Consider the following 15409-nt stretch of genomic DNA (forward strand, 5'->3'; position numbering starts at 1 on the left):
CATGGGCTTTCGCTTGTCGAAGATCTACACCCGCACCGGCGACAAAGGCGAAACCGGCCTCGGCGATGGTCGCCGCGTCCCCAAGGATCACCCGCGCATTGAGGCCATTGGCGAGGTCGACACATTGAACAGTCAGGTCGGCGTGCTGCTGGCCGGGTTGATCGCCGAACGCGAAAACTGCCCTGGACTCAATGAACTGATCGACGTGTTGGCGCCCTGCCAACACCGCTTGTTCGATCTCGGTGGCGAACTGGCGATGCCGGAATATCAGGCGCTGAACACGGCAGAAATCGAACGGCTGGAAGCCGCCATCGATGTCTGGAACGAGGAATTGGGGCCGCTGGAGAACTTCATTCTGCCCGGCGGTTCGATGCTGATTGCCCAGGCCCATGTCTGCCGCAGTCTGGCGCGCAGTGCCGAGCGGCGTTGTCAGCATTTGAATGCGATCGAACCGTTGGCCGGGGTTGGCCTGGCTTACATCAATCGCTTGTCGGATTTGTTGTTTGTGGCGGCGAGGTTGATTGCGCGGCGTCAGGGGATTGCAGAAATCCTGTGGCAACCGGCAGCAAAACCCACAGAAAAGTAGCGCCTGACAAACCGCCTTCGCGAGCAGGCTCGCTCCCACAGGGGAATGTATTCCTATAGTTGGAATGCAATCAAATGTGGGAGCGAGCCTGCTCGCGAAGGGGCCAGATGCGTCAATGCTAAATCAAGCTTCTGGCCAGAACGCCCGAATCCCCGCCACACCCTGAGCCCCGGCATTCCACGCTTTCTCGCGCTCAGCCGGGCCGACGCCACCCAACAGAAACACCGGTTTGCTGAAGCCTTCGATCAGTGTCGAAGCCTGCTCCCAGCCCAACGGCTGCGCATCCGGGTGAGTCAGGGTCGGCTGCACCGGCGACAGGGTGACGAAATCCACGCCCATCTGCTCGGCCAGCGCCAGTTCTTCAGCATTGTGGCAGGACGCCGCCAGCCAGCGCTCCGCCGGTAGCGGACGCCCCGCCGCCGCGTACTTGCGCAGTTGCGCCGAAGTGATGTGCCAACCGGCGGACGGGAAATCCCCCAGCCACTCGAATGGGCCCTTGATCATCAACTGCGCCTTGCCGGCACACAGGCCGACCGCGTCCACCGCCAGATCGCGGTATTTCGGGTCATAGCCATTGGGCGCACGCAGCTGGATCAGCTTGATGCCACCGGCAATCGCCTTCTGGATGCCGCGCAGCAGGGCCGGGGCTTCCAGGTCTTCCGGGGTGATCAGGTATTCAGCGGGCAGACGCGCCGCCGCGACGATCGGTTGGTTGGCCGCCGGGAACTCGTAGCTCGTCAGTTCCTTCGCCGACACCCAGGCCAACGGTTGGCCTTCGGCGCCGTGGGGTTCGCCGGTGAAGCTCGAGACTTCCCAGACATCCAGCAACACCTGTTTGTCCGGGTAATCGTGGCGCACTTTGATCAGCGGTCGGGCGGCGCCGACGACAATGCCCAATTCTTCGTGCAGCTCACGGGCCAGCGCGGTCTGCACCGACTCGTCGGCTTCGACCTTGCCACCGGGAAACTCCCAGAGACCACCCTGATGCTGAGTGTCAGCCCGGCGGGCGATCAGGATTTTGCCGCTGTCGTCACGAATGACGGCAGCAGCGACGTGTACACGTTTCACGACTGCAATTCCTCCAGTCCGGCCTTTTGCCAGGCCTTGAAGGCCGGCCATTGGTAGACGGTTTCAACATAGGCTTCATCTTCAGCAGGCAGCTGCACCTGATAGGTACGCAGACGTACGGCAATCGGTGCGAAGAACGCATCCGCCAACGACACGCGACCAAACAGGAACGGCCCCGGCTCGGTGGCAACAGCACGGCATTCAGCCCACAGAGCCAGCGTACGCTCGACATCAACCTTCACTTCCGGCGGTACCGGATTGAGCGGTGCATCGTGGCTCAGGTTGAACGGCATGTGATTGCGCATGGCGAAAAAGCCGCTGTGCATCTGCGCACAGGCAGAACGCGCCTGGGCGCGGGCCGCAATATCGGTCGGCCAGAGCTGTTCGGATGGAAACTGTTCGGCCAGGTATTCGGCAATCGCCAGAGAATCGGCGATGGTGCCTCGTGCGGTGGTCAGCAGCGGCACCTTTCCGGTGGGCGAATGCTTGAGCAGGCGCTCGCGGGTGTCGGGTTTGCCGAGCTTGATCAGTTCTTCGGTGTAGGGTGCGCCGGTCAGCTCAAGCGCCAGTGCCGCGCGCAGGGACCAGGAGGAAAGCAGTTTGTCGCCGATGATCAGGTGAAGGCTCATGTTCGGGTCCTTTCATGGGACAGAAGAAAAGGAGGTCCGCAGACCTCCCTCTTCGGCAGGGATCAGGTGCGGTATTCGGCGTTGATCTTCACGTACTCGTGGGACAGGTCGGTGGTCCAGATGGTTTCGCTGCAATCGCCGCGACCCAGTTCGATACGGATGGTGATCTCTTCCTGCTGCATCACTGCCGAGCCCTGGGCTTCGGTGTAGGTCGCAGCGCGGGCGCCACGGCTGGCGATGCACACTTCGCCGAGGAACACGTCGATCTTGCTCACATCCAGATCCGGCACGCCGGCACGGCCGACAGCGGCGAGGATGCGGCCCCAGTTAGGGTCGGAGGCGAACAGTGCCGTCTTGATCAGCGGCGAGTGGGCCACGGTGTAGCCGACGTCCAAGCATTCCTGGTGATTGCCGCCGCCGTTGACTTCAACGGTCACGAACTTGGTCGCGCCTTCGCCGTCACGCACGATGGCCTGGGCCACGTCCATGCACACCTCGAACACGGCCTGTTTCAGCTTGGCGAACAGCTCGCCTTCGGCACGGGTGATTTCCGGCAGCGCAGCCTTGCCGGTAGCGATCAGCATGCAGCAGTCGTTGGTCGAGGTGTCGCCGTCGATGGTGATGCGGTTGAACGACTTGTTGGCGCCGTCCAGCATCAGGTTGTGCAACACGTCGCGAGAGACTTTGGCGTCGGTGGCGATGTAGCCGAGCATGGTCGCCATGTTCGGACGGATCATGCCCGCGCCCTTGCTGATGCCGGTGACGGTGATGGTCACGCCGTCATGCTGGAACTGGCGGCTGGCACCCTTTGGCAGGGTGTCGGTGGTCATGATGCCGGTGGCGGCGGCTTCCCAGTTGTTTTCCGACAAGTCGTCCAGCGCGGCCTGCAAGGCGCCTTCGATCTTCTCGACCGGCAGCGGCTCGCCGATCACACCGGTGGAGTACGGCAGGATCTGGCTGGCATCCACGCCGGTCAGTTCAGCCAGTCTGGCGGTGGTCCGCTCGGCGGCAGCCAGGCCCGGTTCGCCGGTGCCGGCGTTGGCATTGCCGGTGTTGGTCAGCAGGTAGCGCACAGCGTTCTGCACGCGCTTCTTGGCCAGGATCACCGGCGCTGCACAGAAAGCGTTCAACGTGAACACGCCCGCCACGGTCGAACCTTCGGCGCAACGCATCACGACGACATCCTTGCGCCCAGGGCGCTTGATGCCGGCCGAAGCGATACCGAGTTCAAAACCGGCAACCGGGTGCAACGTTGGCAAAGGACCAAGACCAACAGCCATGAATGCGCTCCTTACTCAATGATGTCAGCACCGCCAAGCGTAGTGGCGGTGGTGTAAATGGCAAAACGCCGCGACGGCTGGTGCCGGTCGCGGCGCGGGTATTTCAGCGATTGAAACGGGTTTTACTGGATCTGCCCGTGGCAATGCTTGAATTTCTTGCCCGAACCGCAGTAGCACAGTTCGTTGCGGCCCAGCTTCTGCTCGTTGCGAACCGGTGCGGTGGCCAGGGCCACATCGACCTCTTCACCGACCAGTGCTTCCGGCTGCTCCAGACCCGGGGCTTCGGCGTGTTCGAACTGCATGCGAGCGGCCAGTGCCTCGGCTTCCTGACGCAGACGCGCCTCTTCCTCGGCCGGATCTTCGCGGCGAACCTGAACGTGCGACAGCACACGGATCGAGTCGCGCTTGATCGAATCCAGCAGCTCGGAGAACAGCGTGAAGGACTCGCGCTTGTATTCCTGCTTCGGGTTCTTCTGTGCATAACCACGCAGGTGGATGCCGTGACGCAGGTGATCCATGGTCGACAGGTGGTCTTTCCACAGGTCGTCCAGCACGCGCAGCACGATTTGCTTCTCGAAGGAGCGCAGTGCGTCGGCACCGGCCTGGTCTTCTTTCTCGTTGTACGCGGCGATCAGCTCGTTCATCAGCTTCTCGCGCAGGGTTTCTTCGTACAGGTGATCGTCTTCGTCGAGCCATTGCTGGATCGGCAGCTTCACGCCGAAGTCGCTGGCAATCGCGGCTTCCAGACCGGCCACGTCCCACTGCTCAGGCAGCGATTGCGGAGGAATGTGCGCGCTGACGGTGGCGTTCAGGACGTCCTGACGGAAGTCGGCGATGGTTTCGCCGATGTTGTCGGCGGCCAGCAACGTGTTGCGCATGTGATAGATCACTTTACGCTGCTCGTTGTTGACGTCGTCGAACTCCAGCAGTTGTTTACGGATGTCGAAGTTGCGACCTTCAACCTTGCGCTGAGCCTTCTCGATAGCGTTGGTCACCATGCGGTGCTCGATCGCTTCGCCAGGCTGCATGCCCAGGGCCTTCATGAAGTTCTTCACCCGGTCGGAGGCGAAGATGCGCATCAGGCTGTCTTCCAGCGACAGGTAGAAGCGGCTGGAACCGGCGTCGCCCTGACGGCCGGCACGGCCACGCAGCTGGTTGTCGATACGACGGGATTCGTGACGCTCGGACGCGATCACCTGCAGACCGCCGGACTCCAGCACTTGCTGGTGACGCTTCTGCCAGTCGGCCTTGATCTGGGCAATCTGCTCAGGGGTCGGGTTTTCCAGCGACGCGACTTCAACTTCCCAGTTGCCGCCCAACAGGATGTCGGTACCACGACCGGCCATGTTGGTGGCGATGGTCAGGGCGCCCGGACGACCGGCCTGTGCAATGATTTCAGCTTCTTTTTCGTGGAACTTGGCGTTCAGAACCTTGTGTTCGATACCTTCCTTCACGAGCAATGCGGACATGTGCTCGGAAGTTTCGATGGTCGCAGTACCCACCAGCACCGGACGGCCGGCTGCCATGCTTTCCTTGATGTCATTGACGATCGCCGCGTATTTCTCTTCGGCGGTCAGGAACACCAGGTCGTTGTAGTCCTTACGGGCCAACGGCTTGTTGGTCGGGATCACGATGACCGGCAGGTTGTAAATCTGATGGAATTCGAACGCTTCGGTGTCCGCAGTACCGGTCATGCCGGACAGTTTTTCGTACAGACGGAAGTAGTTCTGGAACGTGGTCGAGGCCAGGGTCTGGCTTTCGGCCTGGATGTTCAGATTTTCCTTGGCTTCGATGGCCTGGTGCAGGCCTTCGGACAGACGACGGCCCGGCATGGTACGGCCGGTGTGTTCGTCGACCAGTACGACCTGACCGTCCTGCACGATGTATTCGACGTTGCGGTTGAACAGTTTGTGCGCACGCAGGCCGGCGTAGACGTGAGTCAGCAGGCTCAGGTTGTGCGCCGAGTACAGGCTCTCGCCCTCGGCCAGCAGACCGATGCTGGTCAGCTGGTCTTCGATGAACTGGTGACCGGCTTCGTTGAGTTCGACCTGACGGGTCTTCTCGTCGACGGTGAAGTGACCTTCCTGGGTGACTTCACCCTCGACTTCTTCAACGTGCAGCTTGAGTTTCGGGATCAGCTTGTTGATCTCGATGTACAGCTTGGAGCTGTCCTCGGCCTGACCGGAAATGATCAGCGGAGTACGCGCTTCGTCGATGAGGATGGAGTCGACTTCGTCGATCACGGCAAAGTTGAGTTCGCGCTGGAATTTCTCTTCCATGCTGAACGCCATGTTGTCGCGCAGGTAGTCGAAACCGAATTCGTTGTTGGTGCCATAGGTGATGTCGGCGGCGTAGGCGGCACGCTTCTCTTCCGGCGGCTGGAACGGCGTCACGATGCCGACGGTCAGGCCGAGGAATTCATACAGCGGACGCATCCAGTTGGCGTCACGGCGGGCCAGGTAGTCGTTCACGGTCACAACGTGCACGCCCTTGCCGGACAGCGCGTTGAGGTAAACGCCCAGGGTACCCACCAGGGTCTTGCCTTCACCGGTACGCATTTCGGCGATCCGGCCTTCATGCAGCGTCATGCCGCCGATCAGCTGGACGTCGAAGTGGCGCATGCCCATGACGCGCTTGCCGGCTTCGCGGGCGACCGCAAAGGCTTCCGGCAACAGCTTGTCGAGGGTCTCCCCCTTGGCAATGCGGTCCTTGAACTCTGCGGTCTTGGCGCGCAGTTGATCGTCCGAGAGGGCGACCATCTTCTCTTCGAAGGCATTGACGAGCTGCACCGTCTTGAGCATGCGTTTGACTTCACGCTCGTTCTTGCTTCCAAAAAGTTTCTTTAACAAAGGCGCAAACATATCGGCAGGATCTTCCACACTAAAGGGATGGAGGGCGGCCCCGTGAGTCGCCCGTGCAGCCCTCATGGCCGCATGCGAACGAGCATTCTACCCGGAAACGGTGGTGAGGAAAGTGGCGATATTCCACGATGCTGGCACTGCGCTTTGACGGGGCTCACTTAAAATAGGGGCGTTTTGCTCAACTTCAAGCCATTGGCGGCAGAAGTTAGTCGTTGATTTAATGGGCAAAGCAGGGACAAAAGCAATGGGCGAGTGAAATGGGGCCCATCTGCTACCATGGCGCCTTTGCAACTTCAGGTGTTGGATCATGGCATTTCGCCCTCTTACAGCCAGAGCGCCCGCCGTTCTGCTACGCGAAGCCAGGCCGTTGAAAGCCATCCTCGGCCATGCTCAACGCCTGGCCCATCTGCAGCGCCTGCTCGACAGCCAGCTGCAACCCGCCGCCCGCGAGCACTGCCATGTAGCCAAGTGGCGCGAAGGCGAACTGTCGCTGGTGGTCACTGATGGCCATTGGGCCACTCGCCTGCGCTATCAGCAAAAACGCCTGCTGCGGCAACTGCAGATGTTCGACGAGTTCACCGGTCTGACGCGGATCAAGTTCTCGGTGCGGCCGCCCGTCATCCAGCCCAGAGCAGCCGGGCACACGATGGATCTGTCGACGGATGCCGCAGCGACCATTCAATCCACCGCCGACGGGATCAGCGATCCGAGCCTGCGGGCGGCGCTGGAGCGTCTGGCAGCGCACGCCAAGGCCAAATCCTGACCCCGGCGCGCCCGCCGAGGTCCTAGCGGCGCTTGCTGCCACCGAGCAAAGAGCCCATCAACCCCCGCACCAACTGCCGGCCCAACTGGTTCGCCGCCTGACGCATCGCCGACTTCAAAGCCTGCCCCGCCGCTGTCCCGAGGAATTCCCCGGCTTTGTCCGCCAGGCTTGGCTCTTCAGGCGCCGGTTTGCCAGGTATCGTCTCGGCTTCAGGCCCCAGGTTCTTGCGCCCGGTGAGGATTTCATAAGCCGACTCGCGATCGATCGGCTTGTCATAACGCCCCTTGAACGGGGATCCGGCAATCAGCACCGTGCGTTCGGTCTCGGTCAACGGCCCGATCCGCGATTGCGGCGGTGCCACCAGCACACGCTGGACCATTTCCGGTGTGCCCTTTTCCTGCAAGGTGCCGACCAGCGCCTCGCCAATCCCGAGTTCGGTCAACACCGACAACGTATCGAACGCCGGATTCGGCCGGAAACCGTCCGCCACCGCCCGCAGGGATTTCTGTTCCTTGGCGGTGAACGCCCGCAAACCGTGCTGCACGCGCAACCCCAGTTGCGCCAGCACGTTGTCCGGCAGGTCGCCCGGTGACTGGGTGACGAAATACACGCCCACGCCCTTGGAGCGGATCAGCCGCACCACTTGTTCCAGACGTTCCTGCAAGGCCTTGGGCGTATCGCCGAACAACAAGTGCGCTTCGTCGAAGAACAGCGCCAGCAGCGGTTTGTCGGCGTCGCCCCGCTCCGGCAGTTGCTCGAACAGCTCGGCGAGCAGCCATAGCAAAAACGTCGCGTAGACCTTCGGCGCTTCATGCACCAGACGACTGGCATCCAGCAAATGAATGCGCCCGCGACCGTCGGCGGCCGGTTGCAGGATGTCTTCCAGTTGCAGCGCCGGCTCGCCGAACAAGGCTTCGGCGCCCTGCTGTTCGAGGATCGCCAGACGCCGCAACAGCGCCTGACTGGAGCCGGTGGTGAACAACGCCGCGTCCTCGCCGAGCAGTTGCGGGTTGTCCTTGAGGTGATTGAGCAGTGCTTTCAGGTCTTTCAGATCCAGCAGCAACAGCCCTTCACGGTCGGCGACCTTGAACGCCGCGTACAGCGCCGATTGCTGGCTGTCGGTCAGTTCCAGCAAGGCCCCGATCAATAACGGGCCCATTTCACTCAGGGTGGTGCGCAACGGATGACCGGACTCCCCGTGAATGTCCCACAAGGTCACGGGATAGGCCTGAGGCTTGTAGTTGAGCCACGGCATCCCGGCGATGCGCTCGGCGACCTTGCCCTGAGGGTTGCCGGCAGCGCCGAGGCCGCACAGGTCACCCTTGATGTCGGCGGCGAATACCGCGACGCCGGCGTCGCTGAACGCCTCGGCCAGACGCTGCAAAGTGACGGTCTTGCCGGTACCGGTCGCGCCGGCCACCAGTCCGTGACGGTTGGCCAGGCGCATCGCCTGGGCGATCGGTTGCCCGGCGAGATCGGCGCCGATAACGAGTTGCGAGGAGTCAGGCATTTGGTCACCCAATAGTTAATCTTTGTCGAGCATGGCCGATAGAGAGGAGTGAGAGACCCGATCAAAAGTCCGGTCTGAGATTTCCCTAAGGAGAGACGGAAATATCAGTGAGCTTTCACCCCTGCCCATTTTGCGCGCCTTTATAAAAGCACGCCCTGGACATTAAGACCTTAGCGGAACCCCAAGCCATGAACAAAAATCTACGCTTCAGCCATAAAATCTTGCTTGCCGCCGCCCTCATCGTCATTGCCGCCTTCGCCTCGTTCACGCTGTACAACGACTGGCTGCAACGCAATGCAATCCGCGACGACCTAAACAACTACCTCAACGAGATGGGCGAGGTCACTGCCGACAACATCCAGACCTGGCTCAGCGGGCGCATCCTGCTGATCGAGAACGCGGCACAGAACATTGCGATCAACCCCGAGCCGTCCGCCGTCGCCAGCCTGCTGGAACAGAAAGCCCTGACGTCGACCTTCATGGCGTCCTACCTCGGCGATGCCACCGGGCACTTCACCATCCGTCCGGATGCGAAGATGCCGGACGGTTTCGATCCACGGGTCCGCCCCTGGTATAAAGGTGCCGAAAGCAGCAGCACCTCGACCCTGACCGAACCGTACATCGACGCGGCCACCGGCCAGACCATCATTTCCATCGCCACCGCCGCGAAAAAGGCCGGCCAGAGCGTCGGCGTGGTGGGCGGTGACCTGAGCCTGCAAACCCTGATCGACACCCTCAGCGCCCGGGACTTCTCCGGCATGGGTTACGCGTTCCTGGTCAGCGCCGACGGCAAGATCCTGGTGCACCCGGACAAGGCCCTGGTGATGAAGTCACTCAAGGAAGCCTATCCGCAGGACACCCCGCGCATCAGCAGCGACTTCAGTGAAATCACTGTCGACGGCAAAACCCGCATCGTCACCTTCGCCCCGATCAAGGGCCTGCCGTCGGTGAACTGGTACATCGGCCTGTCGGTGGACAAGGACAAAGCCTTCTCGATGCTCAGCCAGTTCCGCACCTCGGCGGTGATCGCGACCGTGATTGCGGTGGCGATCATCATCGCCCTGCTTGGCATGTTGATCCGCATCCTGATCCAGCCGCTGCACGTCATGACCCGCGCCATGGAAGACATCGCCGACGGCGAAGGCGACCTGACCAAGCGTCTGACCATCCAGAACCAGGACGAATTCGGCGTGCTCGGCACGGCATTCAATCGCTTTGTCGAGCGGATTCATGGTTCGATCCGCGAAGTGTCGTCCGCCACCGGGCAAGTCAACGAAGTCGCCCTGCGTGTGGTCGCGGCCTCGAACTCGTCGATGTACAACTCCGACCAGCAAGCCTCGCGCACCAACAGCGTGGCCGCCGCGATCAACCAGCTCGGCGCCGCCGCTCAGGAAATCGCCCGCAACGCCGCGCAAGCCTCGACCCAGGCCAGCGACGCCCGTGGCCTGGCCGAAGACGGCCAGCAAGTGGTGGATCGCAGCATCAAGGCAATGAATCAGTTGTCGAGCATGCTCAGCGCATCCAGCAGCAACATCGAATCGCTGAACAGCAAGACCGTGAACATCGGCCAGATTCTGGAAGTGATCACCAGCATTTCCCAGCAGACCAACCTGCTGGCGCTCAACGCCGCCATCGAAGCGGCGCGGGCCGGTGAAGCCGGTCGCGGTTTTGCGGTGGTGGCGGACGAAGTGCGCAACCTCGCCCACCGCACCCAGGAATCGGCGCAACAAGTGCAGACCATGATCGAGGAGCTGCAAGTCGGCGCCCGCGAATCGGTCAGCACCATGAGCGACAGCCAGCGCCACAGCCAAGACAGCGTGGAGATCGCCAACCTCGCCGGCGAGCGCCTGAACAGCGTGACCCAGCGCATCGGCGAGATCGACGGGATGAACCAGTCGGTGGCCACCGCGACCGAGGAACAGACTGCCGTGGTCGAGTCGATCAACGTCGATATTACCGAGATCAATACGCTGAACCAGGAAGGCGTCGAGAACCTGCAGGCGACCTTGCGTGCCTGCTCGGATCTGGAGCAGCAGGCTTCGCGTCTGAAGCAACTGGTCGGCAGCTTCCGAATTTAAGCCCCTCCCCCGGATGCCTTCGCGGGTCAGCCCGCGAAGGCATCTCACCTCTCGCATAACCTCCCCCCACCGCACATCCCGACCGAACATCTATTCTGGAGTAAGGTCAACACGGGACATCAACGAGCGAAGGGGCGTTCACTGTGCATATCGCTGAAATCACGCTGGCACTCCAACACAGACTTCACGCATGAGTCGCGGCATTCTGTTGCTGATCGGTCTGCTGGCCGCCGTGCTGATCCCTTCTTTACTGGGCGGCGGAGAAACCTGGACCCGCCTGCAAGCCTTTCCTCTGCACTGGCTGTCGATCCTGCTGGCCATGGTTCTGCTCTGCTGGGGCATCAATACGTTGCGCCTGCGACTGCTGCTCGGCGATCAGCGTGAACGGGTCACACCGCTGAAGAGCCTTGGCGTGGTCATGGCCGCCGAATTCGCCTGGTGCGCCACACCCGGCGGCACCGGCGGGCCGTTGACGATCATGGCACTGCTGGCCCGCAGCGGCGTGCGCCCGGCCCGGGGCAGCGCGGTGTTTGCGATGGATCAGTTGAGTGACTTGCTGTTCTTTCTGTGTGCGTTGGGCGGGATTCTGATTTATGCCTTGTTCCAGCATCTGAGCGACCGGATGGAATGGCTGCTGATCGTCAGCGCCATTTCGTTGTTCGGCGGGCTGTTCAGTTGTGTGCTGGTGGCGCGTTATCACCGGATACTGATTCGCTGGAGTGGCCGGCTGCTGGCGCGCATGAACGTGCAGCCCGCCACGCGATGGCGCTGGGCACGCAAGCTGCTGCATTTTCTGGCGGCGTTCACCGATGCCCTGAAACTGCCGCGACAAACGCTGTTCAAGGTGTTTGCCCTGACGTGCGTGCATTGGTCGCTGCGTTACAGCGTGTTGTATCTGGCGCTCCGCGGGCTGGGGGCGGACGTGCAGTGGGCCTGGACGTTTCTGATTCAGATGCTTTCGCTGGGGGCGGGACAATTCAGCCTGTTGCCGGGTGGGGCCGGGGCGGCGGAACTGACGTCGGCGGCACTGCTGGCGCCCATGGTGGGGGCGTCGACCGCTGCGGCGGCGATCCTGATCTGGCGGGCGATGACGTTTTACTTCTACTTGCTGGTCGGCGGGTCGATTTTCCTGCTGATGCTCGGGCGACCGCTGCTCAGGAAGCTGATGAAGGTGCGGCAGGCTTAGTATCGTCCGGCTTCTCTTCGTTGAGCTGCTCCCACAACGCGGCGGCGTCGGGGAAGTCCGTGCCATCCTCCGGGCGAAGGTCATCCGGGTCATAACGGCTCAGGCAGCCTTCGCCCAGGGTGGCGGGCGCTTTGGAGGTGGCTTTGTCCAGTGGATCGTTCACGTGCGTTTTCTCCGGGGCTGAAACAAAAAAGGGCCTGAAGCGATTGAACGCCCAGGCCCTTGGTTTTTCAACCGAAAGGTTCGATCAGAACACCACGGTCTTGTTGCCGTGCACCAGCACGCGGTCTTCCAGGTGATAGCGCAGGCCACGGGCCAGCACCATCTTCTCGACATCACGGCCGAAACGCACCATATCTTCGATGCTGTCGCTGTGGCTGACGCGCACCACGTCCTGCTCGATGATCGGGCCGGCGTCCAGCTCTTCGGTCACGTAGTGGCAGGTGGCGCCGATCAGTTTCACGCCGCGCAGCGACGCCTGGTGATACGGCTTGGCACCGACGAACGACGGCAGGAAGCTGTGGTGAATGTTGATGACCTTGTGCGCGTATTCGCGGCACATGTCCGGCGGCAGGATCTGCATGTAGCGCGCCAGCACCACCACTTCGGCATCGTGCTGCTTGACCAGGCGCGACACTTCGTCGAAGGCCGGTTGCTTGTCCTGCGGATTGACCGGGACGTGGTAATAAGGAATGCCGTGCCACTCGACCATGCTGCGCAGGTCGTCGTGGTTGGAAATCACGCAGGAGATCTCGCAATCGAGCTCATCGCTGTGCCAGCGGTGCAGCAGGTCGGCCAGGCAGTGGGACTCACGGCTGGCCATCAGCACCACACGTTTTTTCTGCTCGGTGTCGGTGATACGCCAGTCCATCGAGAACTCTTCGGCGATCGGTGCAAACTTCTCGCGCAACACCTCGATACCGAATGGCAGGGAATCGGCACGGATTTCGTGACGCATGAAGAACCAGCCGACCTGATTGTCCGAGTGGTGGCTCGCTTCGGTGATCCAGCCATTGTGGGCCGCCAGAAAGTTACTGACTTTGGCAACGATGCCAACGCGGTCCGGGCAAGAAATCACCAGCCGAAAAGTGCGCATGAGGGGGAAACTCCAGAACTTCGCAAAGGCGGACATTCTAGCGACTACGCCGCAAAACTGCAGTATCGATGAGCCTTGAGCCCCGCCAGGCCTCGCCGCAGCTTTTTTGACGCGGGCAATCGTCAGGATGATGGCGCGGTAATAGCCCTGTACCAACCGATCTCTGTGAATATCTGTGAAGACTGCATCACATTATTTAACTGAATATTCAATTCAGGGCTTTTCAACGTAACTAATCCAAATAAAAAGCCCGGTTAAATGTTTACTTGATGAAACAGCCTGACTATTATTGCCGCACTGTCCCCTGCCATCGCGCACTCCCAATAAGGTAGTAATCATGTCCTTGATCAACGAATATCGTGCCACCGAAGAAGCCATCAAAGAGCTGCAAGCCCGTTTGAAAAACCTGTCGCAAGACGACAAACTGCAGGCCGAGCTGGAATTCGAAGGCAAACTGCGCACCCTGATGGGCGAATACTCCAAGTCCCTGCGTGACATCATCGCGCTGCTGGATCCAGAGTCCAAAACCAAGGCCCCACGTGGCGGCGCAGTAAAAACTACCGGCACCAAGCGTGCACGCAAAGTTAAACAATACAAAAACCCGCACAACGGCGAAGTCATCGAAACCAAAGGTGGCAACCACAAGACTCTGAAAGAGTGGAAAGCCAAGTGGGGTGGTGACGTGGTTGAAGGCTGGGCTACCCTGCTGGGCTAAGCCGCAACCCTTGTCGCAGACCCGTCCGCGACACAAAAAAACGCCAGCATCCGCTGGCGTTTTTTTATGCCCGTCGTTCAGGCAACGGACATGTTCGATTTCAAAGATTCAAACGTTTGCGCAATGCCTGGACATAACTCTGCCATTCAACCAGCACCTCGCGCTGTAATGGCGAGGCACTAAGCAACCATTGCTCCGCGGCCTCTGTAAAAGATTGCACGGTATTAGGGGCACCCCATTCAGGCTCGGACAAGCGCTGCCGACAAAAGATTTGCCAGCGTTCTTGCTCTTCGAAATTCAACGTATCCGGAAAGTTACGTGCGCGATATCGAAACAACAATTCAGGCAAACGTTCGTCATCGAACGGCCATTGCTCTCGCGCCAATTGCGCAGGATCCACCGTCCTCACTTGCTCACATAAACGACGATCACGATCGCCGATAAATCCGTCGTACAACTGTTGTTCGGGATCTTCACTCGGGGTGAAATCTTCGCTGGCATAAATCGCCGAGACTTTATCTTTCCAAACTTGTTGTGCGTCACTTAGTCGCAATGCGCGCGCCTGATACAGTGCCATGTCCAGACCCAGACGCTGCTGATCATCAGCCCTCAACACCGACAACGGCGCCACCACCGGGCACTTGTTGATGTGAATGAGCTTGAGCGGCACCGGCAATTCACCTTCGGCCAGATCGTCACGGCGGGTATACAGGCGCTGACGCAAGGTCTGCGCATCCAGATCCAGCAGGCCCTGTGGATCGAGATGCAGATCACAGACGATCAGCGCGTTCTTGTTGCGCGGATGCCAGGCCAGCGGCAGCACCACACCGACAAAACTGCGTGCCGCCGAGAAGCGTCCGGAAATGTGCACCATCGGCTGCAACAGGCGAATCTGGTCCATGACCTTCTGTTTGCTGCGCAGTTGGAACAGCCAGTCATACAACTTCGGCTGCTTCTCGCGGATCAACCGGGCCAGGGCGATGGTGGCGCGAACGTCCGACAACGCCTCGTGGGCATTGCCGTGATCGATGCCGTTGGCGGCGGTCAGGCGTTCGAGCTTCAGCGTGACCTTGCCTTCGTCATCGGTCGGCCAGACCAGCCCGTCGGGACGCAACGCATAAGCGGCGCGCACCACATCGATCAGATCCCAGCGGCTGTTGCCGCCCTGCCATTCACGGGCGTAGGGATCGAAAAAGTTGCGGTACAGGCTGTAACGAGTCATCTCGTCATCGAAACGCAGGGTGTTGTACCCCGCGCCGCAAGTGCCGGGAGCCGCAAGATGGGCGTGGACCCGGGTCATGAAGTCGGCTTCGCTCAAGCCCTGCTCGGCAAGACGGCCCGGGGTGATGCCGGTGATTGCGCAGGCCGCCGGGTGCGGCAGGATGTCTTCGCTGGGCTGGCAGTAAAGATTGACCGGTTCGTCGATTTCGTTGAGATCGTGGTCGGTGCGAATCCCGGCCACCTGCAACGGTCGGTCGCATCGCGGATTGATGCCGGTGGTTTCGTAGTCGTACCAGAAGATGGAAGTCACGGGCGGTTCCTGAACTGAAGATCGGCAAAGTCTAGGCGTTCGACTGCCGTCGCGGCCAGCACCGCATCATTCAGTCACCTTTGGTTGAACGATGTGAATGACATAG

The 15409-nt window shown here is 60.9% G+C and carries 13 protein-coding genes and 1 pseudogene; 6 read left to right on the forward strand and 8 right to left on the reverse strand.

Going from position 1 to position 15409, the window contains the following annotated elements; translation table 11 throughout:
- Position 1 precedes the first annotated feature (1 nt).
- A complete protein-coding gene (locus DLD99_RS22345; RefSeq protein WP_114885081.1) occupies positions 2 to 586 on the forward strand; it encodes a cob(I)yrinic acid a,c-diamide adenosyltransferase in 585 nt (194 codons plus the stop codon).
- Positions 587 to 709: 123 nt separating this feature from the next.
- Here the strand turns inward: DLD99_RS22345 and DLD99_RS22350 are convergent, their stop codons facing one another.
- From DLD99_RS22350 to secA, 4 genes are all read right to left on the reverse strand, one after another.
- On the reverse strand, positions 710 to 1654 hold the full coding sequence (locus tag DLD99_RS22350) for a Nudix family hydrolase (RefSeq protein ID WP_114885083.1): 945 nt from the start codon (positions 1652 to 1654) through the stop codon (positions 710 to 712).
- Positions 1651 to 2283 (reverse strand): glutathione S-transferase family protein, encoded by a 633-nt coding sequence (locus DLD99_RS22355; protein WP_114885085.1) that lies wholly within the window; start codon positions 2281 to 2283, stop codon positions 1651 to 1653. Before DLD99_RS22355 ends, DLD99_RS22350 begins: the two co-directional genes overlap by 4 nt.
- A gap of 62 nt (positions 2284 to 2345) precedes the next feature.
- The gene (gene argJ, locus DLD99_RS22360; protein WP_085709610.1) at positions 2346 to 3563 is read right to left on the reverse strand and encodes a bifunctional glutamate N-acetyltransferase/amino-acid acetyltransferase ArgJ; all 1218 of its coding nucleotides are present in this window, start codon (positions 3561 to 3563) and stop codon (positions 2346 to 2348) included.
- 122 nt (positions 3564 to 3685) lie between these two features.
- Positions 3686 to 6424, reverse strand: a complete 2739-nt coding sequence (gene secA, locus DLD99_RS22365; RefSeq protein ID WP_085709609.1) for a preprotein translocase subunit SecA — start codon at positions 6422 to 6424, stop codon at positions 3686 to 3688.
- A 307-nt stretch (positions 6425 to 6731) separates the two neighbouring features.
- Here secA and DLD99_RS22370 point away from each other — a divergent pair, with 307 nt between their 5' ends.
- Positions 6732 to 7187, forward strand: a complete 456-nt coding sequence (locus DLD99_RS22370; protein WP_114885087.1) for a DUF721 domain-containing protein — start codon at positions 6732 to 6734, stop codon at positions 7185 to 7187.
- A gap of 22 nt (positions 7188 to 7209) precedes the next feature.
- On the opposite strand, the gene DLD99_RS22375 is transcribed toward DLD99_RS22370, so the two are convergent.
- Positions 7210 to 8697: a helicase HerA-like domain-containing protein gene (locus tag DLD99_RS22375; RefSeq protein WP_114886771.1), complete on the reverse strand. Its 1488-nt coding sequence runs from the start codon at positions 8695 to 8697 to the stop codon at positions 7210 to 7212.
- Positions 8698 to 9029: 332 nt separating this feature from the next.
- Here DLD99_RS22375 and DLD99_RS29695 point away from each other — a divergent pair.
- The 3 genes and pseudogenes from DLD99_RS29695 to gpgF all read left to right on the forward strand — a co-directional run.
- A pseudogene (locus DLD99_RS29695) lies at positions 9030 to 9869 on the forward strand (HAMP domain-containing protein); the annotation flags it as partial.
- Positions 9870 to 10010: 141 nt separating this feature from the next.
- Entirely contained in the window at positions 10011 to 10775 is a 765-nt protein-coding gene (locus DLD99_RS29700; protein WP_371320922.1) for a methyl-accepting chemotaxis protein, read from the forward strand.
- A gap of 190 nt (positions 10776 to 10965) precedes the next feature.
- The gene (gpgF, locus tag DLD99_RS22385) at positions 10966 to 11961 is read left to right on the forward strand and encodes a glucosaminyl phosphatidylglycerol flippase (RefSeq protein ID WP_114885089.1); all 996 of its coding nucleotides are present in this window, start codon (positions 10966 to 10968) and stop codon (positions 11959 to 11961) included.
- Here gpgF and DLD99_RS22390 read toward each other — a convergent pair.
- Complete coding sequence (locus tag DLD99_RS22390; RefSeq protein WP_114885091.1) at positions 11930 to 12124, reverse strand: hypothetical protein; 195 nt, start codon at positions 12122 to 12124, stop codon at positions 11930 to 11932. The two genes, gpgF and DLD99_RS22390, sit on opposite strands and share 32 nt — an antisense overlap.
- An 84-nt stretch (positions 12125 to 12208) precedes the next feature.
- Positions 12209 to 13057, reverse strand: coding sequence for a formyltetrahydrofolate deformylase (gene purU, locus DLD99_RS22395; protein WP_007912774.1), 849 nt, complete (start codon positions 13055 to 13057; stop codon positions 12209 to 12211).
- 337 nt (positions 13058 to 13394) lie between these two features.
- Here purU and mvaT point away from each other — a divergent pair, with 337 nt between their 5' ends.
- Positions 13395 to 13772: a histone-like nucleoid-structuring protein MvaT gene (gene mvaT / locus DLD99_RS22400; protein WP_046054737.1), complete on the forward strand. Its 378-nt coding sequence runs from the start codon at positions 13395 to 13397 to the stop codon at positions 13770 to 13772.
- Positions 13773 to 13872: 100 nt separating this feature from the next.
- On the opposite strand, the gene sbcB is transcribed toward mvaT, so the two are convergent.
- Entirely contained in the window at positions 13873 to 15303 is a 1431-nt protein-coding gene (sbcB, locus tag DLD99_RS22405; RefSeq protein WP_114885093.1) for an exodeoxyribonuclease I, read from the reverse strand.
- Positions 15304 to 15409: the final 106 nt, after the last annotated feature.

The sequence above is a fragment of the Pseudomonas kribbensis genome, from assembly GCF_003352185.1.
Classification (GTDB): Bacteria; Pseudomonadota; Gammaproteobacteria; order Pseudomonadales; family Pseudomonadaceae; genus Aquipseudomonas; species Aquipseudomonas kribbensis.